This window comes from Bradyrhizobium sp. 186 (assembly GCF_023101685.1).
Taxonomy (GTDB): Bacteria; Pseudomonadota; Alphaproteobacteria; order Rhizobiales; family Xanthobacteraceae; genus Bradyrhizobium.
In genome coordinates this window covers 9,150,174-9,176,243 of the sequence record NZ_CP082164.1, presented here as the reverse complement: position 1 = coordinate 9,176,243, position 26,070 = coordinate 9,150,174, and the positions used below count along the sequence as shown (strand labels likewise).

At 64.4% G+C, this 26,070-nt stretch carries 28 protein-coding genes; 20 read left to right on the top strand and 8 right to left on the bottom strand.

All coding sequences use genetic code 11. The features are described from left to right. The first annotated feature begins 1 nt into the window (after position 1). Both IVB18_RS43670 and IVB18_RS43665 read left to right on the top strand, forming a co-directional pair. On the top strand, positions 2 to 1,183 hold the full coding sequence (locus IVB18_RS43670; RefSeq protein ID WP_247983422.1) for an IS110 family transposase: 1,182 nt from the start codon (positions 2 to 4) through the stop codon (positions 1,181 to 1,183). Positions 1,184 to 1,787: 604 nt separating this feature from the next. After that, entirely contained in the window at positions 1,788 to 2,486 is a 699-nt protein-coding gene (locus tag IVB18_RS43665; protein WP_247986252.1) for a glutathione S-transferase family protein, read from the top strand. A 196-nt stretch (positions 2,487 to 2,682) separates the two neighbouring features. Here the strand turns inward: IVB18_RS43665 and IVB18_RS43660 are convergent, their stop codons facing one another. Then, entirely contained in the window at positions 2,683 to 2,886 is a 204-nt protein-coding gene (locus tag IVB18_RS43660; protein WP_247986251.1) for a cysteine-rich CWC family protein, read from the bottom strand. Positions 2,887 to 2,988: 102 nt separating this feature from the next. On the opposite strand from IVB18_RS43660, the gene IVB18_RS43655 reads away from it, so the two are divergent. From IVB18_RS43655 to IVB18_RS43640, 4 genes are all read left to right on the top strand, one after another. Next, positions 2,989 to 4,557 (top strand): DUF1800 family protein, encoded by a 1,569-nt coding sequence (locus IVB18_RS43655; RefSeq protein ID WP_247986250.1) that lies wholly within the window; start codon positions 2,989 to 2,991, stop codon positions 4,555 to 4,557. Then, the gene (locus IVB18_RS43650) at positions 4,557 to 5,774 is read left to right on the top strand and encodes a DUF1501 domain-containing protein (RefSeq protein ID WP_247991875.1); all 1,218 of its coding nucleotides are present in this window, start codon (positions 4,557 to 4,559) and stop codon (positions 5,772 to 5,774) included. The genes IVB18_RS43655 and IVB18_RS43650 overlap by 1 nt, the downstream gene beginning before the upstream one ends. 88 nt (positions 5,775 to 5,862) lie before the next feature. After that, complete coding sequence (locus IVB18_RS43645) at positions 5,863 to 6,234, top strand: endonuclease domain-containing protein (RefSeq protein ID WP_247986249.1); 372 nt, start codon at positions 5,863 to 5,865, stop codon at positions 6,232 to 6,234. Between the two features lie 349 nt (positions 6,235 to 6,583). After that, positions 6,584 to 6,907, top strand: a complete 324-nt coding sequence (locus IVB18_RS43640; RefSeq protein ID WP_247991874.1) for an antibiotic biosynthesis monooxygenase — start codon at positions 6,584 to 6,586, stop codon at positions 6,905 to 6,907. An 18-nt stretch (positions 6,908 to 6,925) separates the two neighbouring features. Here IVB18_RS43640 and IVB18_RS43635 read toward each other — a convergent pair whose 3' ends face one another. The 6 genes from IVB18_RS43635 to IVB18_RS43610 all read right to left on the bottom strand — a co-directional run bounded on the left by IVB18_RS43635 (position 6,926) and on the right by IVB18_RS43610 (position 10,831). Continuing rightward, a complete protein-coding gene (locus IVB18_RS43635; RefSeq protein ID WP_247986248.1) occupies positions 6,926 to 7,867 on the bottom strand; it encodes an aldo/keto reductase in 942 nt (313 codons plus the stop codon). A gap of 259 nt (positions 7,868 to 8,126) precedes the next feature. Further along, positions 8,127 to 8,582 (bottom strand): GNAT family N-acetyltransferase, encoded by a 456-nt coding sequence (locus IVB18_RS43630; protein WP_247986247.1) that lies wholly within the window; start codon positions 8,580 to 8,582, stop codon positions 8,127 to 8,129. Positions 8,583 to 8,672: 90 nt separating this feature from the next. Beyond that, positions 8,673 to 9,491: a PAS-domain containing protein gene (locus IVB18_RS43625; RefSeq protein WP_247986246.1), complete on the bottom strand. Its 819-nt coding sequence runs from the start codon at positions 9,489 to 9,491 to the stop codon at positions 8,673 to 8,675. Positions 9,492 to 9,618: 127 nt separating this feature from the next. Then, on the bottom strand, positions 9,619 to 9,813 hold the full coding sequence (locus IVB18_RS43620) for a hypothetical protein (RefSeq protein ID WP_247991968.1): 195 nt from the start codon (positions 9,811 to 9,813) through the stop codon (positions 9,619 to 9,621). 37 nt (positions 9,814 to 9,850) lie between these two features. Next, positions 9,851 to 10,027, bottom strand: a complete 177-nt coding sequence (locus tag IVB18_RS43615; protein ID WP_247986245.1) for a hypothetical protein — start codon at positions 10,025 to 10,027, stop codon at positions 9,851 to 9,853. A 153-nt stretch (positions 10,028 to 10,180) separates the two neighbouring features. Next, on the bottom strand, positions 10,181 to 10,831 hold the full coding sequence (locus IVB18_RS43610) for a glutathione S-transferase family protein (RefSeq protein ID WP_247986244.1): 651 nt from the start codon (positions 10,829 to 10,831) through the stop codon (positions 10,181 to 10,183). A gap of 524 nt (positions 10,832 to 11,355) precedes the next feature. Between IVB18_RS43610 and IVB18_RS43605 the strand changes: the two genes are divergently transcribed. From IVB18_RS43605 to IVB18_RS43580, 6 genes are all read left to right on the top strand, one after another. Next, a complete protein-coding gene (locus IVB18_RS43605; RefSeq protein ID WP_247986243.1) occupies positions 11,356 to 12,558 on the top strand; it encodes a pyridoxal phosphate-dependent aminotransferase in 1,203 nt (400 codons plus the stop codon). 150 nt (positions 12,559 to 12,708) lie between these two features. After that, on the top strand, positions 12,709 to 13,188 hold the full coding sequence (locus IVB18_RS43600) for a DUF992 domain-containing protein (protein WP_247986242.1): 480 nt from the start codon (positions 12,709 to 12,711) through the stop codon (positions 13,186 to 13,188). Positions 13,189 to 13,345: 157 nt separating this feature from the next. Continuing rightward, entirely contained in the window at positions 13,346 to 15,394 is a 2,049-nt protein-coding gene (locus IVB18_RS43595) for an elongation factor G (protein ID WP_247986241.1), read from the top strand. A 381-nt stretch (positions 15,395 to 15,775) separates the two neighbouring features. Further along, positions 15,776 to 16,234, top strand: coding sequence for a YoaK family protein (locus IVB18_RS43590; protein WP_247986240.1), 459 nt, complete (start codon positions 15,776 to 15,778; stop codon positions 16,232 to 16,234). Further along, complete coding sequence (locus IVB18_RS43585) at positions 16,234 to 17,070, top strand: shikimate dehydrogenase (protein ID WP_247986239.1); 837 nt, start codon at positions 16,234 to 16,236, stop codon at positions 17,068 to 17,070. The genes IVB18_RS43590 and IVB18_RS43585 overlap by 1 nt, the downstream gene beginning before the upstream one ends. Before the next feature lie 55 nt (positions 17,071 to 17,125). Beyond that, positions 17,126 to 17,752, top strand: a complete 627-nt coding sequence (locus IVB18_RS43580; protein WP_247986238.1) for a hypothetical protein — start codon at positions 17,126 to 17,128, stop codon at positions 17,750 to 17,752. 312 nt (positions 17,753 to 18,064) lie between these two features. Here IVB18_RS43580 and IVB18_RS43575 read toward each other — a convergent pair whose 3' ends face one another. Further along, complete coding sequence (locus IVB18_RS43575; RefSeq protein ID WP_247986237.1) at positions 18,065 to 19,201, bottom strand: alpha-hydroxy acid oxidase; 1,137 nt, start codon at positions 19,199 to 19,201, stop codon at positions 18,065 to 18,067. 101 nt (positions 19,202 to 19,302) lie between these two features. Here IVB18_RS43575 and IVB18_RS43570 point away from each other — a divergent pair, with 101 nt between their 5' ends. The 8 genes from IVB18_RS43570 (at position 19,303) to IVB18_RS43535 (ending at position 26,022) form a co-directional block, all read left to right on the top strand. Next, entirely contained in the window at positions 19,303 to 19,470 is a 168-nt protein-coding gene (locus IVB18_RS43570; RefSeq protein WP_247986236.1) for a hypothetical protein, read from the top strand. A 223-nt stretch (positions 19,471 to 19,693) separates the two neighbouring features. Continuing rightward, positions 19,694 to 21,037, top strand: coding sequence for a phosphoglucosamine mutase (glmM, locus tag IVB18_RS43565; protein WP_247986235.1), 1,344 nt, complete (start codon positions 19,694 to 19,696; stop codon positions 21,035 to 21,037). Positions 21,038 to 21,134: 97 nt separating this feature from the next. Beyond that, on the top strand, positions 21,135 to 22,403 hold the full coding sequence (locus IVB18_RS43560) for an MFS transporter (protein ID WP_247986234.1): 1,269 nt from the start codon (positions 21,135 to 21,137) through the stop codon (positions 22,401 to 22,403). A gap of 226 nt (positions 22,404 to 22,629) precedes the next feature. After that, a complete protein-coding gene (locus IVB18_RS43555; protein ID WP_247986233.1) occupies positions 22,630 to 23,460 on the top strand; it encodes an outer membrane beta-barrel protein in 831 nt (276 codons plus the stop codon). 168 nt (positions 23,461 to 23,628) lie between these two features. Next, the gene (locus IVB18_RS43550; protein ID WP_247986232.1) at positions 23,629 to 24,516 is read left to right on the top strand and encodes an outer membrane beta-barrel protein; all 888 of its coding nucleotides are present in this window, start codon (positions 23,629 to 23,631) and stop codon (positions 24,514 to 24,516) included. A gap of 70 nt (positions 24,517 to 24,586) precedes the next feature. Continuing rightward, positions 24,587 to 25,177, top strand: coding sequence for a glutathione S-transferase family protein (locus IVB18_RS43545; RefSeq protein ID WP_247986231.1), 591 nt, complete (start codon positions 24,587 to 24,589; stop codon positions 25,175 to 25,177). 15 nt (positions 25,178 to 25,192) lie between these two features. Then, positions 25,193 to 25,657, top strand: coding sequence for a GNAT family N-acetyltransferase (locus tag IVB18_RS43540; protein ID WP_247986230.1), 465 nt, complete (start codon positions 25,193 to 25,195; stop codon positions 25,655 to 25,657). A 173-nt stretch (positions 25,658 to 25,830) separates the two neighbouring features. After that, positions 25,831 to 26,022: a hypothetical protein gene (locus tag IVB18_RS43535; protein WP_247986229.1), complete on the top strand. Its 192-nt coding sequence runs from the start codon at positions 25,831 to 25,833 to the stop codon at positions 26,020 to 26,022. The last annotated feature ends 48 nt before the right edge of the window (positions 26,023 to 26,070 follow it).

The following is a 26,070-nucleotide window of genomic DNA, read 5'->3' as shown; positions in this document are numbered from 1 at the left end:
GATGTTGCTCGATCATCCTTCCGACGGACCGACCGCTATCCGGACGCAGTTTGGCGCAATTTTTGTGTCTTTGGAACTGAGCCGTTCGACGTGGGTGATTACGTCACTTTCGCCTGGTACGGGCGAGAAGATGTCCAGGCACAGCGTCACGGCCGGCGATACGGCTGAGCTGATGAAGCTGTTTGCGGAACTCAGGCGCAAGGCGGAGGCCAGGACCCGCGAGAGCTATCCGATCATCACGATCCAGGAAGCTGGGCTGGACGGGTTCTGGCTGCACCGTGTTCTGCAACAGAACGGCATTGAGAGCCACGTGGTCGATCCCGCCTCGATTGCGACGTCGCGACGGCGGCGGCGGGCCAAGACTGACAGGCTCGATGGCGAGGCGCTGTTGCGGGCGCTTCTGGCCTACAAGCGCGGCGAGCCGCGGGTCTGTGCGATGGTGGTTGCGCCCTCGCCTGAAGAGGAGGACCGGCGCAGGCTGTGTCGCGAACGAGCGACGCTGATCGCCGAGCGCATCACGCATGTGAACCGGATCAAGGGTCTTCTGTTCGCGCAGGGGATATCCGACTACGTGCCGCTGCGGCGCAATCGGCGGGCGCGGCTTGAGGCCTTGCGCACGGGCGACGGGCGGGAGCTGCCTTCGCATTTGAAGGCGCAGATCGGCCGCGAGCTCGATCGGGTCGAACTGCTTCTGGAACAGATCAAGGCGGTCGAGGCCGCGCGAGATGCTCTGCTGGCCGCAGCCCGGAAGCCTGCAGACAAGAACGCTGCAGACAAGGTCGCGCCGGATCCGGTGGCGATGCTGCTGGCCTTGAAAGGGCTCGGCGCCAACTTTGCGGCCGTGCTCTGGTCGGAGGCGTTCTACCGGCAGTTCTCCAACCGCCGCCAGGTCGCCGCCTATGCGGGGCTTGCGGCGACGCCGTGGCAAAGCGGAGGCATCCGGCACGAGCAGGGCGTGTCGAAGGCCGGCAATCCCAGGCTGCGGACCACAATGATCCAGCTCGCCTGGCTGTGGATACGTCACCAGCCGCAGTCGGCCCTGACGCGCTGGTTCAAGGAGCGAAGCCCGCAAGGCCGCAAGCGCGCGATCGTGGCGCTGGCGCGCAAGCTTCTCGTGACCTTGTGGAAGTATGTCACCGCGGGCGAGACCATCGAGGGGGCCGTGATGAAGCCCGCCGCCTGATCCGGACCGCACCAAGCGGCGTGCTTCGCCGCCCGCGCGCAACGAAAGAACCATAACCCATCTGCCGAGGCCCGATCAGTCTCGGAAGATCCGGGTGGACGAACCGATGGATTGCATGGCTTCAAACGCCGCAACGAAGAATGGCCTCGTCCTCTCGAGCCTGCCCGCCGCAAGCGGAATCGTGGTGCAGTCGCCTTGTGCGACGACCGAATGTGAGTTTGATCTGGCAAGCAACCCAGATCGTCGAACCGGCTCGACCCTTGGATCGCAAATGCGAGGATGGCAGATGCCCTGACAGAACCGCCAACGCGAGGAGCTCCTATCGGCCCAACGCACCAAGCATGATGGCGTGCTCGCTCAACTCAAGGCCAAGCCGCTTCGCGGCGGCCCTAACAGGCCGGCCTTGACTTGATCTGCGCGCGCCATCCTGCAGAACCCGCGGTCGGGACGAAGAGGTGGCTGCAGTCGAACAAAAAGGTGACTGCTCATCCTTGACACACACATTCCCCATGTGAGCAATCCAGAATGCGCACTACGGCGACAGCCTGGATTGCTTCGTCGCAAGAGCTCCTCGCAATGACGGAGCATGTGGAAAGCGCCTTTCATGAACCTCAAGCTCTTCGAACTCGTCGGCACTGACGCCTCGCGGCCCTTCAGCCCGTATTGCTGGCGGACGCGGATGGCGCTGGCGCACAAGGGGCTGTCGGCGCAATCGCTGCCCTGGCGCTTTACCGAGAAGAGCAGAATCGCGCCGCACGGCTCGGAAAGGGTCCCGGTGCTCCTGCATCACGACAAGCCGGTGGTCGATTCCTGGACGATCGCGACCTATCTCGAAGACAATTTTCCGGACCGTCCGTCGCTGTTCGGCGGCGAGGGCGGCCGCGCCATGGCGCGCATGCTTAACGCCTGGGGCGACATCGCCATCGTCGGCGGCATCTCTCCGCTGATCATCGCCGACATCCCGAAAAACCTCGCCGAGGTCGATGCCGAATATTTCCGCAAGTCGCGCGAGGCGCGCTTCGGCGGCAAGGCGCTGGAAGAGATCATGGCGAGCCGCGACGCGGGCGTGATCGCGTTCCGCAAATCGCTCGAAGTGATGCGGCAGACCTTGAAGAAGCAGCCCTATCTCGGCGGCGACGCGCCGAACTACGCCGACTACATCGTGTTCGGCGGCTTCCAATGGGCCCGCGTGGTCAGCCCGTTCAAGCTGCTCGAGGCGGATGACCCGGTTTATGCCTGGCGCGAAAAGTTGCTGGATGCGTTCGACGGCATGGCGCGGAGGTCGCCGGGGTTTGCGGTGTAGTTGTCACGCACACTTCCTCCGCAACGTCGTCCCGGCGAAGGCCGGGACCCATACCGCGAGGTCTATCGATTGCGGTTGGTCGCAATACCGAACAACTAGTCTTCGCCAAACTACGCCCTGTGGCTATGGGTCCCGGCCTTCGCCGGGACGACAGCGAGTGTGGGGAGCGTTAGTGCCTCATGAGAAGTGTGGCGAGCTACTTCGCCGTTTCCGCCGCCGCATTGCGCAGACACTCCCGGCACAGGCAATCCTCGCCCTTGACCGGCATCGGCAGTCGCGCGGTCTCCTCCGCGCACCAGCACGATCCCGACAGGTCGCAGCCGAACTCGGCGCCGCAGCGGGAGCAGGCGAGGCGGCGCGGTTGCGGTTCCTGCAACGGAATTTCTTTCTGATTTGTCATGATTTGCGCAAAAGCTTTGCCGTCATTTTCATGTCGGGTTCATCTCCCGCTGCGGTATATTAGGCGACGCGCACCTGCTCGCAAAGCGCCCAGGACAAATTGATGGCCCGCGATTCGCAAGCCGCCCTCGTTGCGCTCAACCGGTTCGGTTTTGGCGCCCGCGGCGGCGCGTCGGGCGATCTCATCAATGCGGCCACCGATCCGCGCGGTTTCGTCAAGGCGGAACTGAACCGTCCCAACGGCGTGCTGCTGGAAGCGCCCGGCCTGCAATCGACGCCGCAGCTCGGGCAGGCCGCGTTCGCCTATCAGGATCAGGTCAAGCAGGCGCGCGAGGCGGCCGCGAAAGCCGGTACGCCCGCCGAGGCGCCGTCCCCGCAGGCGCCGGCCGATCAGAAGCCGGACAACAAGCTCCGTCGCAATCTGTCGCTGAACACGGTGATGACCGAGATCGCCGGCCAGATGGCCGAGGCGAAGCCGGCCGACAATGCGGCGAAACCCGACGCCATGCAGCCCAATGCCGCTGTGCCCCCTGCCGCAAAGCCCGCGCCGCAGCCGCTCAACGTCATTCAGAAGACGTTTCGCGCCGAGGCACTGGCGCGGTTGCAGCGCGCGACACTGGTCGAGTGCGGCTTCACCGAGCGGCTCGTGGTGTTCTGGTCCAACCATTTCTGCATCTCCGCGAACAAGGGCGAGTTGGCGCGGATGTGGGCCGGCGCGTTCGAGCGCGAGGCGATCAGGCCGCATGTGCTCGGGCGCTTCGCCGACATGCTGAAGGCGGTCGAGCAGCATCCGGCGATGCTGTTCTTTCTCGATAACCAGCAATCGCTCGGGCCGGACTCGCGCGCGGGCCAGAACCGCAAGCGCGGGCTGAACGAGAATCTCGCGCGCGAGATCATGGAGCTGCATACGCTCGGTGTCGGCGGCGGCTATACCCAGGAGGACGTCACCTCGCTGGCGCGCATCATCACGGGCTGGAGCTTTGCCGGTAGGCAGGGGCAGCTCGGCACACCTGGCTCCTTCGTGTTCAACACCAATGCGCACCAGCCCGGGCCGCAAGCCCTGCTCGGCAAGACCTATGAGGCGACCGGCCTGGCGCAAGGCGAGGCCGCGCTTGCCGACATCGCACGCCATCCCTCGACGGCGAACTTCATCGCCACCAAATTCGTCCGTCATTTCGTCGCTGACGATCCGCCACCGTCGCTGGTCGCGCGATTGCGCGATGTGTTCGTCAAGACCGACGGCGATCTCAAAGCGCTTGCGACCGCGCTGGTCGATTCCGACGAAGCCTGGAAGGCGCCGCTGACCAAGATGCGCTCGCCTTACGATTTCCTGGTCGCGAGCGGCCGGCTGCTCGCGCGCGTGCCGGAGGATCCCGGCGCCTATCTCAACAATCTGAACCTGCTCGGCCAGCCATTGTGGACACCGGCCGGGCCCAATGGTTTTCCCGACACCAACGCCGCCTGGGCCGCGCCCGAAGGCATCAAGCTCCGGCTCGATATCGCGGCACAAATGGGCGCGCGGCTTGGCAACAACATCGACCCGCTCGATCTATTGGAATTCGCGGCTGCGGACGCGGCCTCGACCGAAACACGGCGGACCATCGAGCGCGCGGAGTCGCGCCAGCAGGCGCTGGCGCTGCTGTTGATGGCGCCGGAGATGCAGAGGAGATGATGATGGATTGCTGCGAAAACCGGCTCCTCACCTCGCGCCGCGGCCTGCTGCTTGGCGGCGCCTCCTTCGCAGCGTGGGCGTACTTGCCGAAATTCGCGCGCGCGGCGGACGGGCGCGACCCGCGGCTGATCGTGGTGATCCTGCGCGGCGCGCTCGACGGGCTCTCGACCGTCGCGCCGGTCGGCGACCCCGATTATGCCGGCCTGCATGGATCGATCGCGCTCGCGGCGGATGGCGCGCATCCGGCGATCATGCTGGACTCCTTCTTTGCGCTGCATCCGGCGATGCCGGAATTTGCGCGCATGTATCGCAACATGCACGCCGCGGTGATCCATGCGGTCGCAACGCCTTATCGCGACCGTTCGCATTTCGACGGTCAGGACGTGCTCGAAAGCGGCTATGCCGGTCCGGGCCGGGTGCAGTCGGGCTGGCTCAACCGCGCGCTCGAAGCGCTGCCGCGCGGCGAGCGCGTGTCGAGTGCTCTTGCCGTCGGCCCGACCACGCCGCTAGTGTTGCGCGGCGCTGCGCCGACCGTCGGCTGGGCGCCGGTCGCGTTGCCGCAGGCCGATGACGACACCGCGATGCGGCTGGTCGATCTCTACCGCCATCGCGATCCCGCGCTGGCGTCGGCGCTGTCGCAGGGCCTTCAGCTCGAGAAGGCCGCGAGCGGCGACGACATGAAGCCAAAGCCGGGCAATGCGGTGGCGCAGATGCGGCAGGTGGCGCGCGGCGCCGCCAAGCTGATGGCGGCCGATGACGGACCGCGCATCGCGGCACTCGCCTTCGACGGCTGGGACACTCACGCCAACGAAGGCGGTCCGGTCGGACGTCTGGCGTTCCTGCTCGGCGGGCTCGACGGCGCGCTCGCCGAATTCGAGAGCGGTCTCGGCGAACGCTGGCGCGACACCGTCGTGGTGGTCGCGACCGAGTTCGGCCGCACCGCGCGAATCAACGGCACCGACGGCACCGATCACGGCACCGGCACCATCGCGCTGCTCGCCGGCGGCGCGGTGAAGGGCGGCCGCGTCATCTCCGACTGGCCGGGCCTCAAGCTCGCCAACCTCTACGAAGGTCGCGACCTCAAGCCCACCACCGATCTGCGCTCAGTGATCAAGGGCGTGCTGCAAGCCCAGTTCGGCCTGTCCGATCGCGCGCTCGCCGAGACCGTGTTCCCCGACAGCGCCGCAGCGCGGCCGATGAAGGGGCTGGTTACTTAACCTCTTCCCGCCCTTATGCGGGGAGAGGTCGGATCGCCCCCGGCGATGCGAAGCATCGTCCGGTGCGATCCGGGTGAGGGGCAGGGCAATGCGCGGCCACGATGGGAAGTCCATCCGACTCGCAAGACGATTGCGTGTTGTTCAAACAGATGCGGAGACGGTTCTCTGGAATCGCATTCGCAACCGACGGATCGACGGCAACAAGTTCGTAAGACAGGAGCCGATCATCGGCTACATCTGCGATTTCGTGTGCCGCGAGAAGCGGCTCATCATCGAAGTCGACGGTGGGCAGCACAACGAATCCGCCGCAGATGCGATCCGTGATGCGCGCCTGAAGGACAAGGGCTACAGAATTCTCCGCTTCTGGAACAACGACGTTCTCGGTAATATAGAGGGTGTGTTGCTAACAATTCAGACCGAGCTCGCGGAGGCAGCCCCTCACCCCACCCTCTCCCCGTAAGAACGGGGCGAGGGAGTGAGAGGGCGGTGCCTCCCTCACGGGCGAGAAGGCAATCGAATGATCCCGAGTGCGTGCAGCGCGCGTCTTAACCTCTCCCCGCTCTTTTGCGGGGAGAGGTCGGATCGCCCCCGGCGATGCGTAGCATCGTCCGGTGCGATCCGGGTGAGGGGCAGGCACTCCGTTGCCATGATCGAATGTCCCTCCGACTCGCAAGACGATTGCGATCGAGCACATTCCACCTACAATTCAGACCGAGCTCGCCGAGGCAGCCCCTCACCCCACCCTCTCCCCGTAAGAACGAGGCGAGGGAGTGAGAGCGATGCCTCCTTCACATCAGGAGACCACCCGCATGTACATCGCCATGAATCGCTTCCGTGTCACCAAGGGCTCGGAGTCAGCCTTCGAACAAGTCTGGCTCTCGCGCGACACCCATCTCGACAAGGTGCCGGGCTTCGTCGAATTCCATCTGCTGAGGGGGCCCGAGCTCGAGGACCACACGCTGTATGCTTCGCACACCGTGTGGGCGAACTATGCCGCGTTCGAGGCTTGGACGAAGTCGGAGGCGTTTCGCGCGGCGCATCAGCGGGCGGGCGACAACAAGCCGCTTTATCTCGGCCATCCCCAGTTCGAAGGCTTCGAGGTGATGCAGACCGTGGGACACGGCGCGAAGTAGCGCGCCGCGCTGCACACGTCAGCCTTTGGTGATCTCATCGATCTCGGCGAGATCACCGGCGCCGAGCTGCCAGGCGATCGCCTTGACGTTCTCCTCGACCTGCTCGACGCGGGTGGCGCCTGCGATCACGCTCGACACTTGCGGGCGCGCGGCGAGCCAGGAGAAGGCGAGCTCGAGCATCGAATGCCCGCGCGCCTTGGCAAAGGCCTCGAGCTTTTCAACGATGTCCTCGTTGCGCGGCGTGACGTAGCGGTCGCGCAGCGCCGGCGCTTTTGCAAAGCGCGTATCGGTGGGTGCGGCTGCGCCGCGCTGGTACTTGCCGGTGAGCAGGCCGCTCGCAAGCGGGAAGAACGGCAGCAGGCCAAGCTTGTATTCCTGCGCGGCCGGCAGTAGGTCTTGCTCGATGCCGCGGACCACGAGGCTGTACTCGTCCTGGGCCGAGACGAAGCGGCTGACATTCATCGCGCGCGCGGTGAATTCGGCTTCCGCGATGCGCCAGGCCGGGAAATTGGAATTACCGATGTAGCGGACCTTGCCCTGGCGGATGAGGTCGTCGAGCGCGCGCAGCGTCTCCTCCATCGGCGTTAGCGGGTCGTAGTCGTGCTGCTGGTAGAGATCGATGTAGTCGGTCTTGAGCCGCGTCAGGCTGGCATCGACCGCGTTCATGATGTAGCGGCGCGAGGCGCCCTGCTTGGTGCCGTCGGTCGCCATCGGCTTGGAATATTTGGTGGCGAGCACGATGTCCTTGCGGCGGTCGCCGAGCACGGTGCCGAGCACCGTCTCCGAGCCGCCCATGCCGGCATAGATATCGGCGGTGTCGAACAGCGTGATGCCGAGATCGAGCGCGCGGTAGATCACCTTGCGCGAGGTCTCCAGATCCGTGCGCTGGCCGAAATTATTGCAGCCGAGCCCGACCGCCGAGACGCGCAGGCCGGAGGCGCCGAGATTACGAATTTCCATGGGAGGTCCTGTCAGAACAAAGCAGCGGGCCATTGTGACCGCGGTGTGCCGCAGCGGCAAGGCGCCGGCTGCGTTGCTGCCATGCTGGCGATAGACTGCGGGCAAAAAAATGCGGCCCCTGTCAGACGCGGCGACTGACGGGGACCGCTTGGAGCGCTTGATCGGTGACGGGGGGCCTGATCAGACGCAGGCGCAACCTAATCCCGGAGTGTAACGCGCCGGTGACAGGCAAAGTTATCCACAGGGGCCCGCGGCCGGATCAGAATATCTTGCGATAGACGATGAAGCCGGAGCGCTCCGCGACCTTGTCGTACAGGCTCTGCGCCGTGAGATTGGTCTCATGCGTCTGCCAGTAGACGCGCGGCGATCCCGCGAGCTTCGCCCGCTCGTAGACGCCGTGGATCAGCGCCGAGGCGACGCCTTTGCCGCGTGCGGCCTCAAGCGTGAACAGGTCCTGCAGATAGCAGGATGGCTCGATCGCAGTGGTGCTGCGATGGAAGAGATAATGCGTCAGCCCAAGCAGCCGGCCCTCGCTCTCGGCGATCAGCGCATGCACCGGCTCGTAGGCATCGAAGAAGCGCTGCCAAGTCACGCGCGTGATCTCGCCCGAGAGCGCGGTCGGGCCGGAGCGGCCGTAGAAGGCGTTATAGCCGTCCCACAGCGGCAGCCATTGATCGTAGTCCTGCCGCGTGACGGGGCGAATGGTGAGCGACATCTGAAAATTCCGCAATCTTGGAGGACGTAAGGCGCAAAGCCAATGAAGCGTCCTTCATACGTGATGACCGGTGCGCCGATCAATCGCGCTCTAGCGTCGCTCGGCGACGCGCAGATGGCCGATCAGCCTGCGGCCCGTGGGATCGCGCAGCGAGCGGTAGTAATCGGCACGGGACGCCGCATCGGTGTGGCGCACGAGGTCGGTCACCGGCGTATAGCTCAGCATGCGCCCGCCGTCGGGCAGCGCGGCGCAGACGAACCGCAGCACCTCGCCATTCCGCAAGCTGATGTTGATCGGCGTAGCATCGCCGATCCGCACCATCTCCATGCGCTGGGCGATGAAGGCGCCCAACTCATCCTCCGGCAGCTCGAACGCGCCGGTGTCGCGGCCGTGATACATCAGCGCGATGAAGGGCGGCTTGCCGTCGGCGACTTCGTCCGGCAGTGCAAAATAATCCCGGAACGCACGGTTGATGAATTCGGCGCGCGTCTCCGCATCGAGCAGCACGATGCCGATATCGACCTGGTCGAGCGCAGCCGACAGCCGCGCGCCGGTAGCGTGGTTGCGGCGCTCGGAGGCGAATGTGTCGATCAGGCGCTCGCGCACCAACCCGGTGATGGCGGCAGTGGAGGTAACCGTTATCGCCAGGAGACCGAGCGGGACCAGATCGGCGGCGGCGTAGCCGGGACCGGCCCGGTGGCCGAGGAAGAACAGCGCCGCGCCGATCAACGCAACGGCCGCACTGGTCATGGCGGAGGTGAAGCCCGACAGCGAGCCTGCAACAGCCACGATGCATACGAACAGCGGCGCGGGCGAGGGAATGGGTAGATGGCGGTCGATCAGGATCGCCAGCAGCGCAATCGCTGCCGTCAGCGCCGGACCGGAGATCGCGCGCCATCCGAACCGCATGGGCCTGTCTCGCTCCTCCCGAACGAGTAAGGCCGCGACACTGACTGATCGTTGCGTCAACGCGATGCGATTTCGCGCGGTGCGCTTAAAGCGGACTTGCGCCGGAGCACAAAGCTTTCGGATGATTTTAGGCCAAGTGCGCGGGCTTCGCGCGTTGTTGCAACATGGGCGCGTTCAGCGTCGACGTTCCCGGGCTCTTGCGCATGCCGGTGAAAATCAACAGCGACGCCGCGACCAGGATGGCCGCGGTCAGAGTGATTGCAACGACTACCACAGGTGATTTCATCGATGTCCTGTCGCGATGCCGGTCGGCGCGGGCCATGCGGCGCCTTGAAGGCTGGTCCAGGATGAAACGGGGATCAGACCGGCAGGCCCATCGCCATGGTCGCCTTGGTCGACAGCACCGTCAGGGTGACGATCAGGCACAGCGACAGCGCCGCGACGGCGAGCGAGGCCGCCACTGCGTTGGTCAACCGGGAAGACGCGACGGTGGCGGGTTGGCCCTGAAAGCCTACCGTGCCGGACGCCCGAATCATGGTCTAAATCCTTCAACGCGCGAGCGAATCACCCGCGACGCTCTGTAATTTCACAGTTTCAACCGGCAATATTGCGGCGGCTCCCGTGCGAAAATGGCGGGATTGCGGCAAAGGTTAACGATATGCCCGTTATTTCTTAACGTGACTTCGCACTCAGGCGCCCGCCGCGATGCTGGCGGGGTCGTCGATGTCGGCCGGCCGCCAGTCCATCGCCACGAAGCCGGGCGCCGCTTCGACGCGCTTCAGCCAGTCCCGGATCGCCGGGAAGGTCGAGAGGTCGAAGTCGCAGCGCTCGGCGACGTGGGTGTAGCCGTAAAGCGCGATGTCGGCGACCGTGAGCTGGCGGGCGGCGAAATAGGCGTTGGTCTTGAGGTGATTTTCCATCACCTGGAGCGCGCCATAGCCGCGCTCCATCCAGTCCTCCAGCGAATGGGTCTGGAGGTCGCGGCCGCCCCTGACCAGCGACAGCCAGAAATAGGCCGCGCCGATGTTCGGCTCGAGCGCGTGCTGCTCGAAGAACATCCATTGCAGCGCCTCGGCGCGTTCGATGCGGTTCTCCGGCGCGAGCGGCGTGCCGACGGCGACATACCAGAGGATGGCATTGGACTCGGCGAGATAGCGGTCGGCGCCGACCTCGAGCAGCGGCACCTGGCCGGACGGGTTCTTCGCCAGGAAGTCCGGCGTGCGGCTCTCGCCGCGCAGAATGTCCACCTCGACCGCTTCGTAAGGCAAGTTCAGCAGCGCCAGCGCAAGGCGAACCTTGTAGCTGTTGCCCGAGCGTTGCATCGAATAGAGCTTGTACATTCTGGGAGTTCGATTCCGAGGACGGGGAAGGCGCGGCGCTTGTTGCCCCGCAACGCGGCTAAACAATGATGCCGTTGCGAATCCGCCGCAAGGGCCGGCCAATAGAAAAACTCGAAAACCCTACCGCACTGCAGCGCCGCGGAAGATCATTTTCGTACGACGATGCAAATCAGATCACGCTTGCGTCAACATGCGAACGCGTCGCTCCCGCGCGATCGTGAAGCACGCAGGGCGATCGCGATTCGTCTTGGCCGGGACAAGCCCGGCACGACGACACTCTGGTTCATGACGGTAGACACGCAAAATTGCTCCGAGGACAGGCTATGCCGGATATGAGGGATTCCGCCGGCAAAGTTTCGGAATATTGCGCGGAATCGCGCCGCGAAACGCCGGGATTCGTAAACTTTTCCGGGATATGGCCGAAGTTTTCTTGCGATGCAGCGGCTCACGTTTTAGGGTGGCTCATTCCCACAATCAGAGTCGTGAAGGCCCTAAGGGTTCACGACGCTCGCCAGGAGATGATGATGTCCTTCCTTGCTGCTGCGCTCGACCGTGTGAAGCCGTCCGCGACCATCGCGGTCACGGATAAAGCACGCGCGCTGAAAGCGGCGGGCCGCAACGTCATCGGCCTCGGCGCCGGCGAGCCGGACTTCGACACGCCCGCCAACATCAAGCTGGCGGCGATCCACGCCATCGAATCCGGCAAGACCAAGTACACCGCAGTCGACGGCATTCCCGAGCTGAAGGATGCGATCATCGCGAAGTTTCAGCGCGAGAATGGTCTCGTCTACAAGCCGAACCAGGTGATCGTCGGCACCGGCGGCAAGCAGGTGCTCTACAACGCGCTGATGGCGACCATCAATCCGGGCGACGAGGTGATCATCCCCGCGCCCTATTGGGTCAGCTATCCCGAGATGGTGGCGCTCGCCGGCGGCGAGCCGGTGCCGGTGGTCTGCACTGCCGCGGCCGGCTTCAAGCTCCAGGCCGAGGCGCTCGAGCGCGCGATCACGCCGAAGACCAAATGGGTGATCCTGTGCTCGCCGTCGAACCCGACCGGCGCGGCCTATACGCGTGCCGAGCTGAAAGCGCTCACCGACGTGCTGGTCAGGCATCCGCATGTCTGGGTGATGACCGACGACATGTACGAGCATCTCGTCTACGACGATTTCCAGTTCACCACCGTCGCGCAGGTCGAGCCGAAACTCTACGACCGCACGCTCACTGTGAACGGCGTCTCGAAAGCTTATTGCATGACCGGCTGGCGCATCGGCTATGCCGGCGGCCCGGCGCAGCTCATCAAGGCGATGTCGACGATCCAGTCGCAGTCGACCTCGAACCCGTCCTCGATCTCGCAGTGGGCCTCAGTTGAGGCGCTGAACGGTCCGCAGGATTTCATCCCCGCCAACAACAAGGTGTTCAAGGAGCGCCGCGACCTCGTCGTCTCCATGCTGAACCAGGCCAAAGGCATCGAGTGTCCGCGGCCGGAAGGCGCGTTCTACGTCTATCCGTCCTGCGCCGGCACGATCGGCAAGACCGCGCCGTCCGGCAAGGTGATCAGCAACGACGAGGAGTTCGTCACGGAGTTGCTGGAGACCGAAGGCGTCGCCGTCGTGCAGGGCTCGGCCTTCGGCCTCGGCCCGGCCTTTCGCATCTCCTATGCGACCAAGACCTCGGACCTCGAAGATGCCTGCAAGCGCATCCAGCGCTTCTGCGGCAATCTGCGCTAGCCGGTCTGCAACAGGAATCGAAAAGGCCCGCTCAGGCGGGCCTTTTTATTGTCGCGATCTGGCAGCGCCAGGACTCTTGTGGCATAGACGATCGCGCGCCACGGGTAGGCGTCCTTTCTGCTCGCATCACATTATAGCCGGAGACATTTCATGCGCCGTTCATTCCCCCTCGCTGGGCTCGCCGTCGCCAGCATCGTTGCCTCCGTGGCAGGTAGCAACGCGCAGCAGCGGATGGTGCAGGTCGGCGTGCTCGAATGCCGCGGCGGTGCCAGCGTCGGCTTCATCGTGGGTTCCGTGACAAATCTCGGCTGCGTGCTGCGCGTCGATGGTTTGCCGGACGACCGTTACGTCGCGACCATTCGCAAAGTCGGCCTCGACATCGGCATCACCCAGGAGACGGCACTGGCGTGGGGTGTGTTCGCACCGGTAAATCGGCTCGGACCCGGCGACCTCGCGGGCAATTATGCCGGTGCGCAAGGCAGCGCGTCGGTCGGCGTCGGCCTCGGCGGCAACGTGCTGGTCGGCGGCTCCAGCAATTCCATCGCGCTCCAGCCGCTCAGCGTGCAGGGCCAGGTCGGCCTCAACATCGCGGCCGGTCTGGAGAGCCTGGAACTCCGTCCGGGCCGTTAAACAATTTCCCGTGTGCGGATCGCGTCGCTCGACCGGCGCGATTCCCGCGAGGACGCACCGCAGCGATTTTTGATGCTTGCCAAACCGGGGGGACGGGCAGAGCATCCGCGTTTGCCGACCCAATCATGGGCCGAGCTCCACACCAAGGAGGCGGCGAATGGGACAAGACGTCAGAAGTCCCCGAGGTCCACGGTGCATTGCGCTGGTGGGCCCATTCCAAAGCGGTAAAACCACACTTCTCGAAGCGATACTGGCGCGAACGGGCGCAATCCCGCGCGCCGGCAGCGTCGACGCCGGAACTTCCGTCGGCGACGCAAGTGCCGAGGCCCGTCTTCACAAGATGACCGTCGGGCTCACTGCCGTCACCACGAGTTTCATGGGCGACAGCTACACCTTTCTCGATTGTCCCGGTTCCGTCGAATTCGCTCACGACATGCGCGCCGCGCTGCCCGCGGTCGACGCCGCGGTGGTGGTTTGCGAGGCGGACGAGAAGAAGCTGCCGCAGCTTCAGATCATCCTGCGCGAGCTGGAGGAGCTGAAGGTCCCGCGTTTCCTGTTCCTCAACAAGATCGACCGCGCCAACAAGCGCATCCGCGAGACGCTCGCGACGCTCCAGCCGGCCTCGCGTGTGCCGCTGGTGCTGCGCCAGATCCCGATCTGGAAGGACGAGCTGATCGAAGGCTTCGTCGATCTCGCGCTGGAGCGCGCCTTCATCTATCGCGAGCACAAGGCCTCCGAGGTGATCGCGCTCAAGGGCGGCGATCTCGACCGCGAGAAGGAAGCCCGCTTCTCGATGCTGGAGAAGCTCGCCGACCACGACGACGCGCTGATGGAGCAGTTGCTCGAAGACATCCAGCCGCCGCGCGATGCCGTGTTCGACGATCTCGCCCGCGAATTGCGCGAAGGGCTGATCTGTCCGGTGCTGCTAGGCGCCGCGGCGCGCGAAAACGGCGTGCTGCGTCTGATGAAGGCGCTGCGCCACGAGGCCCCTGGCATTGCCGAGACCGCAAAACGTCTCGGTGTGCCCGAGAGCAAGGATGCGCTCGGCTATGTCTTCAAGACGCTGCATTCGCAGCACGGCGGAAAACTGTCGCTGACGCGGCTGCTCGCCGGCCATCTCGACGACGGTGCGACGCTGCAATCCTCCTCCGGAGGAGCGAGCCGCGTCGCCGGCATCCTCGCCGTCAACGGCGCCTACGACACCAAGCGTGCCGCGGCTGAAGCCGGCGACACGGTGGCGCTCGGCAAGCTCGACCCGATCAAGACCGGCGACACCGTCTCGAACGGCAAGACCCAGCCGGCCGCGCTGGCCGCTCTCGAGCCGACACCGCCGGTGCTCGCGATCTCGATCGCGGCCCCCGACCGCAAGGATGACGTCAAACTCGGCCAGGCGCTGGCGCGCCTGCACGAGGAAGATCCGTCGCTGATGATGGTGCAGAATGCGCAGACCCACGACACCGTGTTGTGGGGGCAGGGCGAGATGCATCTGCGTGTGGCCAGCGAGCGGCTGCACGACCGCTTCGGCGTCAAGGTCACGTCGCATCCGCCCGCGATCGGCTATCAGGAGACCATCCGCAAGCCGATCACCCAGCGCGGACGTCACAAGAAGCAGTCCGGCGGCCACGGCCAGTTCGGCGACGTCGTGCTCGACATCAGGCCGCAGCCACGCGGCGACGGCTTCAAGTTCACTGAGAAGGTGGTCGGCGGCGCGGTGCCGCGCAACTACATCGGCGCGGTGGAGGAAGGTGTCGTCGACGGATTGACGCGCGGTCCGCTCGGTTTTCCCGTCACCGATTTGGTGGTGACGCTGACCGACGGTTCCTATCACAGCGTCGACTCCTCCGACCTTGCCTTCCGTACGGCGGCGCGGATCGGGCTCAACGAAGGCCTGCCGCAATGCCAGCCGGTGCTGCTGGAGCCGATCCACATGGTCGAGATCGTCTGCCCGACCGATGCCACCGCCAAGATCAACGCGATCCTGTCGGCGCGGCGCGGGCAGATCCTCGGCTTCGACACCCGCGACGGCTGGAGTGGCTGGGACTGTGTCCGCGCCATGATGCCGGAAGCCGAGATCGGCGAACTCATCGTCGAGCTGCGCTCGGCCACGGCCGGTGCCGGCAGCTTCACCCGTCAGTTCGACCACATGGCCGAGGTCATCGGGCGCGCCGCCGACCAGATCATCGCCGCGCATCGCGTCGCGGCGTGATATGCCTCTCGCAGTAAGGGACGCACCGCCCTCTCACACCCTCTCTCCGTTCTTACGGGGAGAGGGTGAGCGCCTCGATGGGTCTTCATCCGGTGATTAGTTAGAGCATGATCCGGAAAAGTGCGAAGCGGTTTTCCGAAAAGATTATGCTCAAACAACAACCTAAAGCGCGATGATGATTTAATTCTCATCTCGTCGCGCTTTAGCGGCGCGCACTTCTCAAGCCGGACGATTTGATCGACACTGCCGCGACCTCACGGGCGGTGGTGCATCGGAATGCTGGATTCGCGTCGCATTGCGCTGGCCTGCGCGCTCAGCATGATTGCAGGCTAGGTCGACGGAATCGGGTTCCTGCATCTCGGCGGCCTGTTCGTCTCCTTCATGAGCGGCAACTCCACGCGGCTGGGCGTGAGCCTTGCGGAAACCGATTGGCCGCAGGCTGCCAGCGCTCTGGGTCTGATCGCGCTGTTCGTGGCCGGAGCTGCGGCCGGCAGCCTCGTGGTGCTTGGCGGCGGCGCCGAGCGGCAGCCCTGGCTGCTCCTGATCGAGGCAGTGCTGCTTGCCGGTGCCGGACTTTGCCATGCGTACGGGCTGCCTGGCCTCGCGATTGCCGGGATCGTGCTTGCGATGGGCCTGGAGAATGCCGTGTTCCAGATCCAGGGCGGCGCGGGGCTCGATCTTACCTCGCCTATGTCCGGATCAATCTCGCCGCGATCTGGCCGCTGGTACAATGCTGGCGTTGAGCGCGATCGTGGCCGTGGCGATGCGGCGCTCGCGCGCTTGACAGAGCCGGCTGGACGCGAAATGGATCGCCTCCCACGCTCCCTGAGGGAAGGATAATGGTGCCCAAGGCTCCCGCAGCCTGCTTGATCGGATGGCCGGCGGCGCATTCACGCTCGCCGCTGATCCATCATTACTGGTTGCGCACGCTGGGCATCGCGGGCGGCTATGTCATCGAGGCGGTCCCGCCCGAGGATCTGCGCGACTTCGTGCTGCGGCTGTCGCTGCGCGGCTTCGCCGGCGCCAACGTCACCATTCCGCACAAGGAAGGCGTGCTGGCGCTGTCGATGCCGGATGCGCGCGCAAAGGCCGTGGGCGCCGCCAACACGCTGTGGTTCGCGGATGGCGAGCTCCGCTCGACTAATACCGACGTCGAGGGTTTCATCAACAATCTCGACGCCAGCGCGCCCGGCTGGGATCGGGCTGAACAGGCGCTCGTGCTTGGGGCCGGCGGCTCCTCGCGCGCGGTCGTGTTCGGCCTGCTCGAACGCGGCTTCAGTCGCGTGCATCTGGCCAACCGTACGATGGCACGGGCGGAGGCACTCGCAAGCGAGTTCGGGCCGAACGTGCAGCCCGTTACATGGGACGGGATCAACGACGTGCTGCCGCGCGCAAAACTTCTCGTGAACACGACCTCGCTCGGGATGCACGGCCAGCCTTCACTCGATGTTGATGTGGCAAGGCTGCCACAGGCGGCCGTCGTCGCCGATCTCGTCTATGTCCCCCTGGTGACCCCGCTGCTTGCGGCGGCGAAGGCGCGTGGTTTGAAGACCGCCGACGGGCTCGGCATGCTCTTGCATCAGGCGGTGCGCGGTTTCGAGCTATGGTTCGGCCGAAAGCCAGAGGTCACGGCAGAGCTGCGTGAGCTGGTCGAGGCCGATCTCACAAAGACTTGAGAGAATAGCGCGCGATCTCCGGAGTTCTATGTCCGTGGGACAATCGGAGACCGTCATGTCTGTTCAACGTGCAACTTTCACACGTCCGCTCATCGCCGTCGCGATGGTGGCCATCTCGACCCTCTATGCAGTCGCGCAGAAGGCGCCGGTGCCGACGCGCGTGCGCGGCACGATCGAAACCGTCGATAGCGACACGATGCAGGTCAAGTCGCGCAGCGGCGAGGACGTCAAGCTGCACATCGCCTCCGATCTGCGCGTCGCCGGGATTACCAAGGTTTCGCTGGCCGACATCAAGACGGGTTCGTTCATCGGCGCCACTACCGTGCCGGGGCCGGACGGCGGCCAGAACGCGGTCGAGGTCCATGTGTTTCCGGAGAGCATGCGCGGTACCGGCGAGGGCTCGCGGCCCTACGATCTGAAGCCGAATTCCAGCATGACCAATGCCACTGTCGCCGAGAGCGTGGTCGGCAATGATGGGCACACCCTGCTCATCAAGTACAAGGACGGCGAGAAGAAGGTGTTCGTCTCGGCCGATACGCCGGTTGTCACCTACGTGCCCGGCGAGAAAGCCGATCTCAAGGCCGGCGCCAAGATCATCGCCTTCGTCAAGCAGCTGCCGGACGGCTCGCTCGAAGCCAACCGTGTCAGCGTCGGCCGCGATGGCCTGACGCCGCCGATGTGAGGGTAAAGCGGGAAGTGCTTCCCCAACGTCGTCCTGGCGAAAGCCAGGACCCATTACCCCAGGGAGGAGTTTGATGGAGGCTGGCAACCGCTAGTCTTCGCCAAACTTGATCCTGTGGTTATGGATCCTGGATCTGCGCTTCGCTTCGCTGCGCTTGTCCAGGATGACGATTGAGAGTGTGGCGACGACTTTCGCTAGCCGCCAACCGCAGAATCGTAGGGTAGGCAAAGGTGCGCTTGCGCCGTGCCCACGTCTTCTCGCGCATTCCGTGAAACGTGGTGGGCGCGCTTCGCTTTGCCCACCTTGCGAAAATCACACCGCAATGATGTGATCGTCGATCTCGTCGATCTTGTTGACGCCGCACAGGCCCATGGTCGTGAGCAGCTCTTTCTGGATGATGTCGATCGCCTTGGCGACGCCGGCATGGCCGCCGGCACCTAAGCCGTAGGCATAGGCGCGGCCGATCATGCAGGACTTTGCGCCGAGCGCGAGCGCGCGCATCACGTCCTGGCCGGAGCGGATGCCACCGTCGAACATGATCTCCATCTTCGAGCCAACCGCGTCAGCGATCTCGGGCAGCACCTCGATCGAAGACGGCGCGCCGTCGAGCTGGCGGCCGCCATGGTTGGACACCACCAGCGCCTGCGCGCCGGTTTTCGCGGCGAGCTCGGCGTCCTCGACGTCCAAGATGCCCTTGATGATGAGCTTGCCCGGCCAGATGCTGCGGACCCACTCGACGTCCTTCCAGTTCAGCGAGGTGTCGAACTGCGAGTTGATCCAGGTCGACAGCGACGTGATGTCGTCGCTGACCTTCAGATGACCGGCGAGATTGCCGAAGGTGCGGCGCTTGCCCTGCAGCACGCCCGACACCCAGGCCGGCTTGGTGGCGAAATCGATCAGCTTCGACAGCGACCATTCCGGCGGCACCGTCATGCCGTTCTTGATGTCCTGGTGGCGCTGGCCGATCACCTGGAGATCGACGGTGAGCACGAGCGCGCTGCACTTGGCCGCCATCGCGCGCTCGATCAGCTCCTTGATGAAGCCGCGGTCCTTCATCACATAGAGCTGGAACCAGAACGGCTTCTCGACATTGGCGGCGATGTCCTCGATCGAGCAGATCGACATCGTCGATTGCGTGAACGGGATGCCGGCGGCCTGCGCGGCGCGGCAGGCGTGAATCTCGCCGTCGCCGTGCTGCATGCCCAGAAGGCCCACCGGCGCGAGCACCAGCGGCATGGTCGAGGGCTCGCCGAGAATGGTGGTCGAGGTGTCGCGGCTGGAGACATCGACCAGGATGCGTTGGCGAAACTTGACGCCCTGCATATCGTCGCGGTTGGCACGCAGCGTTTCCTCGGCATAGGAGCCGCGGTCGCAATAATCGAAGAACGCCTTCGGCACGCGGCGCTGATGCAGTGTGCGAAGATCGTCGATACAGGTGATGTGCTTCATGAACGTTTCCCCGGCCCGTCTTGCATCGGAAGATTTAGGGGTCATCTAGCATGGTTGGATGCACAGCCAAATCCTTTGCCAGATCCTTCAGGGAGGGCGCCATGACCAGGCCGCACCGCGAACCGACGCCGGAAGAGATCAAGGAGAAGCGCCGGCTCGAGGAAGCGCTGGAAGAGGGGCTGGAGGAGACCTTCCCGGGGTCGGATCCCGTCAACGTCACCCAGCCGCCGCCGAGCCGTGGGGACAGGCTCATCAAGCGCACCGACTAGGACCGAGCTCTGGCCTCAAATCGGTGGCCAAGCGGGAGTTTCAGTGTTAACAATAGCTTAACGGAACGACCGTGGCTTCGGTTCCGTAATGATTCATCATATTTTTTGAAGCCAAGTTAGCTGCGAACGCTTTATAAGACCCGAGCGTAATCAGGGATGGTGGAGCCGTGTAAGGCATCCGGTAGTTGTATCGGGAATTCCTGGTTGCCGTGTGGGGGATCACATGAGCCGCAAATATTTCGGGACTGACGGGATTCGGGGCCGTGCCAACGGACTGATCACGCCGGAGCTCGCCCTCAAGGTCGGCCAGGCCGCAGGCCTCGCGTTTCAGCGCGGTGACCACCGCCATCGGGTCGTGATCGGCAAGGACACGCGCCTGTCCGGCTACATGATCGAATATGCGATGGTGGCGGGCTTCACCTCCGTCGGCATGGACGTGCTGCTGGTCGGCCCGATGCCGACGCCCGCGGTCGCGATGCTGACCAAGTCGATGCGCGCCGATCTCGGCGTCATGATCTCGGCCTCGCACAATCTGTTCGAGGACAACGGCATCAAGTTGTTCGGCCCGCAGGGCTTCAAGCTTTCCGACGACGTCGAGAAGCAGATCGAGTTGCTGCTGGACGAATCCCTCGACAAGCGGCTGGCGCAGAGCGCGAGTCTCGGCCGCGCCCGCCGCATCGACGGCGTGCATGACCGCTACATCGAATTCGCCAAGCGCACGCTGCCGCGCGATTTGTCGCTGGATGGCCTGCGCGTCGTGGTCGATTGCGCCAATGGCGCCGCCTACAAGGTGGTGCCCGAAGCGCTGTGGGAGCTGGGTGCGGACGTCGTGCCGATCGGCGTCGAGCCCGACGGCTTCAACATCAACAAGGAATGCGGCTCGACCTCGCCGGAAGCGCTGTCGAAGAAGGTGCGCGAGATGCGCGCCGACATCGGCATTGCGCTCGATGGCGACGCGGATCGCGTCATCCTGGTCGACGAGCGCGGCCATCTCGTCGACGGCGACCAGTTGCTCGCAGTGATCGCGCAAAGCTGGAAGGAAGACGGACGGCTGTCGCGGCCCGGTATCGTCGCGACCGTGATGTCCAATCTCGGGCTCGAGCGTTTCCTGAAAGGGCACGGGCTCGATCTCGTGCGCACGCCGGTCGGCGACCGCTACGTGCTCGAGCAGATGCTGAACGGCGGCTACAATCTCGGCGGCGAGCAGTCCGGCCATATCATCCTGTCCGACTATGCCACCACCGGCGACGGCTTCGTTGCTGCATTGCAGGTGCTGGCGGTGGTGCAGAAGCTGCGCCGGCCCGTCTCCGAGGTCTGCCACCGCTTCGATCCGCTGCCGCAGATCCTGAAGAACGTCCGCTACAAGGGTGGCAAGCCGCTCGACGATTCCGACGTCAAGTCGGCGATCTCCGACGGCGAGAACCGGCTCAACGGCCACGGCCGGCTGCTGATCCGCTCCTCCGGCACCGAGCCTGTGATCCGCGTCATGGGCGAGGGCGAGGACCGTATCCTGGTCGAGGACGTCGTCGACGCCATCGTCTCCGCGCTCGGCCAGGCGGCGGCTTAGGCGCATCCCAGCCATCGGCGATTGGCGGTGGTTTGGCCGCCGCCAGCATCGTAACTAGCGGGTGCGGCGGTTCGCCACGCCTGCCGGGATCGCTCCATTGAACAAGCCTGTCGTCGTCTCCGAGGAAACGCTGACCGAGCCGGTCGTCGTCAGCGACGTTGCGCCGGCCGCGGCCAAGGCGACCGTAGTCAAGGCGGCCGCGGGGCCGGCCTATATCGTGCTCGCCGGCATCAGCTTCTCGCACTTCCTCAACGACACCATGCAGTCGCTGATCGCCTCGGTGTATCCGATCCTGAAGGACACCTACGCGCTCGACTTCGCGCAGATCGGCATGATCACGCTGGCCTTCCAGTTCACGGCCTCGCTGCTTCAGCCGGTGGTCGGGCACTACACCGACAAGAAGGCGCAGCCCTATTCGCTGTCGATCGGCATGGCCTCGACCTTCTTCGGCCTGCTGCTGCTCAGCGCCGCGCATCAGTATCTCGTCATCCTCGTTGCGGCCGCCCTAGTCGGTCTCGGCTCGGCGGTGTTCCACCCCGAATCCGCGCGCATCGCGCGGCTTGCGTCGGGCGGCCGCTACGGTTTTGCGCAATCGGTGTTCCAGCTCGGCGGCAGCTTCGGCACCTCGATGGGGCCGATATTGGCCGCGCTCATCGTCGTGCCGTTCGGGCAGGGCAGCATCGCCTGGTTCTCCTCGATCGCGTTCCTCGCGATCGTCATCCTCTGGCGCATCGGCCGCTGGTATGAACCGCAGATCAAGGCGAAGAAGACCGCGGTGGCGCACGCCCATCCGGACGCGCCGAATTCGCGCCGCGTCGCGGTCGCGCTTGCCGTACTGGTGGCGCTTTTGTTCTCAAAACAGCTCTACGTGTCGAGCCTGTCGAGCTACTACATCTTCTACCTGATCGACCGTTTCGGCGTGTCGACGCAGGCCGCGCAGATATATCTCTTCATCTTCCTCGCGGCGAACGCGGTCGGCGCGTTTCTCGGCGGACCGCTCGGCGACCGCTTCGGCCGCAAGATCGTGATCTGGATCTCGATCCTCGGCGCGCTGCCGTTCACGCTGGCGCTGCCCTATGCAGGGCTCGCCGGCAGCGCGGTGCTCAGCGTCATCATCGGCCTGATCATCTCCTCGACGACGTCGTCGATCATCGTGTTCGCGCAGGAGTTGGTGCCGCACCGCTTCGGCATGATCTCAGGCGTGTTCTTCGGCGTCGCCTTCGGCATCGGTGGCCTGGGCGCGGCCGTGCTCGGCAAGCTCGCCGATCACACCTCGATCGAGTTCGTCTACCAGGTCTGCGCCTACCTTCCGGCGATCGGCCTGCTCGCGGTGTTCTTGCCGAAGCTGCCGCGGCACGCGCGTTAACGCATCCTCTCTCGCAGCACCCCACCTTCATGGATCGTTAGCAATTGCGGCGCGCGGGCGCCGCAATTTTGCAACGCTCCTGCCGCATCCGCGTGTGTGGTGAGAAAAAATCAACCTTAAAAATTAGGGTTAAGCGGCGCTTAAACATTTGCTGCCATCGTCCGGTCCGTGAGTTTCCAGAACGTGAGGCGCCGTATTTGCCTCACCGGCCAAAAGGACGAAGCCAATGCGTAGCGTTAAGTCTCTCCTTGCCGCGGGTGCGGCAACCCTGATTTCGTCGATGGCGTTCGCCGCCGATATGCCGATCGCCGCACCGCCTCCGATGTACGCGCCGCCGGCGCCCCCCGCCGACTTCGGCGGCTGGTATCTGCGCGGCGACGTCGGCATGACCAATCAGAGCGCCAAGCGCATCGACAGCGCGACCGCGCAGGCATTCCCGACCCAGACCGTGGGTCTCGGCTTCGACTCTTCGCCGCTGTTCGACCTCGGCGTCGGCTATCGCTTCAACAACTGGTTCCGCGCCGACGTGATCGGCCAGTATCGCGGCAAGGCCAATTTGCACGGCGCGGACAACGTCATTGCGCCCGGCTTTGTCGGGTCTGACAATTATAGCGGCAGCAAGTCCGAGTGGGTCGTTATGGCCAACGCTTATGTCGATCTCGGCACCTGGTGGTGTATCACGCCGTTCATCGGCGCCGGTGTCGGCGGCTCCTACAACAAGCTCAGCGGCTTCCGTGACGATGGCGTGCAGATCGCTGCCGGCGTGCCCTCCAACAGCGTGACCTACTTCGCCGACAACGGGAAGTGGAACCTCGCCTGGGCCGCCCATGCCGGTCTCGCCTACAAGGTCAGCCCCGGCTTCACGGTCGAACTGGCCTACAGCTACATGGATCTCGGCGATGCGGCGCCCGGCAACTTCCGCGCCTACGACAACAGCATCTCCGGCGCGTCCACGATCAAGGTCAAGGACATCACCTCGCACGACGTGAAGCTCGGCGTGCGCTGGGAGCTCAACAGCCCGCCGGCCTACATGCCGCCGCTCGTCACCAAGGGCTGATCGCAGCTCCATCGCTTAAGACGTCTTAACGGCGCGGGATTTTCCCGCGCCGTTTTGCTTTGCGTATTTTTCATTGCTCGACGGTGACGAAAGCCTCCGGCGCAACCATTGGTTAAGGTTAACGAGCCATGATCACGAGCGAAAGTTCGAGTTCGATGGAGCGTTGCAATGCGTAGGCTGATGTTGGCGGCGGCGATGTTGGGGACGGGGTCTGCCGCGCAAGCGGCCGATATGCCCGATCTGCCCATCCTGCGCGGCGGCTTCACCGACGGCCTGTCGAAGACGTCGCACAACTGGGATGGCGTCTATGCCGGCGGCACCGTCGGCTACTCGTCCGCGTCGACCGACTTCAGCCAAAGCGTCGTCGGACTGACCAACTTCATCTTCCGCGACAGCGTGCTCCAGCAGCCAACGTCGACGTGGTCGCTCATGAACAAGACTACGACGCAAAGCACCAATTTCGGAGCCTTCCTCGGGCGCAACTGGCAATGGTACGATGCCGTTCTAGGTCTCGAGGGCACCTATAGCTATTTCAACAAGATTTCCACGTCGACGTCGGGCTCCAACTCGCTCGATATCGTCAACCCGCCTGGCGACGTCCAGCCCACCGGCGTGACTAACCACTATCTCACGACATTGACCGGCACCGCCGCGGCGCAGGTCAAGGACATGGTCACGCTCCGCGGGCGCGTGGGTTGGGACGGCGGCGATTTCATGCCTTACATGTTCGCCGGCGCGGCGCTAGGCCGCATGGACGTCTCCCGCACCGTGACGAGCGATGTGAAGCTGCGTCAGGATGCGACGGTGACGGATGGATTGGGCAACGTCATCACAATCACCGGAACGCCGATGGACGTTCCGGCGCAGTCGCAGACGCAGTCTCAGCACAGGACCAACAATTTCGTGGTCGGCTGGACCGCCGGTTTCGGACTGGAATATTGCTTGTGGGAAGGATTGTTCGCACGGGTGGAATACGAATACGTGAAATTCTCTCCCGTCATGAACACGTCGGTGACGCTGAACAACGCGCGTCTCGGGCTCGGCTACAAGTTCTGAGTGCGGCGTTTGCCAGCCGTTGACAGGACCGTTTAGCCCTGATGCTGTGTCGCTTCGTGAAGGAGCGGCGATGCAGATCTACGGCGATATCAACTCCGGAAATTGTCTGAAGGTGAAGTGGGTCTGCGACAAGCTCGCATTGACCTACGACTGGATCGACATCGATACGCGCAAGGGCGAGACGCGCACGCCGCAATTCCTGAAGATGAACGGCGCCGGCCAGGTCCCGACCGTCGAGCTCGACGACGGCCGCACGCTGGCGCAGTCCAATGCCATCATCCGCTATCTCGCGCGCGGCAGCACGCTCATCCCGCACGACGCCTTCACTGCCGCCAAGATGGACGAATGGCTGTTCTGGGAGCAGTACAGCCACGAGCCCTATATCGCAGTGTGCCGCTTCCAGCTGGTCTATCTCGGCAAGGACGTCTCCGAGCTCGATCCGGAGAAGGTCAAGCGCGGCTATGCGGCGCTCGACCGCATGGAGCAACATCTTGCGGCGAGCCGCTTCCTCGCCGGTGACCTGATTTCGCTCGCTGACGTCTCGCTGCTGGCCTATACGCGTGTCGCGCATGAAGGCGGCTTCGATCTCGGCCGCTATGCGGACGTGCGGCGCTGGATCGGCGAAGCCGAGGCCTATCTTGGTCTTGCGCCGGCGCGTTGAGTCTGGAGTATCTGAATGAACGACAAGTCCGTCTCCATTCGCCCCGCGCGCCGCGACGACGTCGCCGCGATCGTCGCAATGCTCGCCGACGATCACCTTGGGCGCGCCCGCGAGCGGGTGGAGGATCCGCTGCCTGCGTCCTACTATGAAGCCTTCGAGCGGATCGAGCGCGATTTCAATCTCCAGCTCGTCGTCGCGGAGAGCGAGGGCAGGGTGGTCGGCTGCCTGCAACTCGCTATCCTGCCCGGCATCAGCTCGCAAGGCGGCTCGCGCGGTCTGCTCGAAGACGTCCGCGTTGCTTCCGACTGTCGCAGCCGCGGCATCGGCGAGCAATTGGTGCAATGGGCTGTCGCGGAAGCGAAAGCACGGGGCTGCAATCTGGTCGAATTGCTGACGCATGCGAGCCGCGTCGATGCGCAGCGCTTCTACAAGCGGCTTGGATTTGCAGCGAGTCATGTCGGCATGACTGTCCGCTTTTGAGGCAGCTCGTCGCGGCCGTTGCGCGATCAGCAAATTCAGATCGCGCATTCGTTCATATTAAGAGCCGGTAAACTACCCAGCCGTCGTTCACGTTGTTCCAGGAACGAACGGTGCTACGGGAGCGTCGGACACCGAGCTCGGTCGGTTCGGGGATTTCGATGACAAGCTATTCGATGATCAAGGTCGGCAACGACTACGTTGTGCAGGCCAATGACAAGTGCATTTTGAAAGTCGGCAGCCGCCGCCGCGCCGCGCAATTGATCAGCGAGGCGACGGACCTGCTGAACGCGCTCGCCGCAGTGGAATCCCCGGATCTCGCACCGGAGGCGCCATCTCCCGACCGAGAGGTGCCGGAACTTCCTTGACTGGTCTACCCGTTTCCCGTATCAGCCGCGGCGGGACACCTCCCCCCA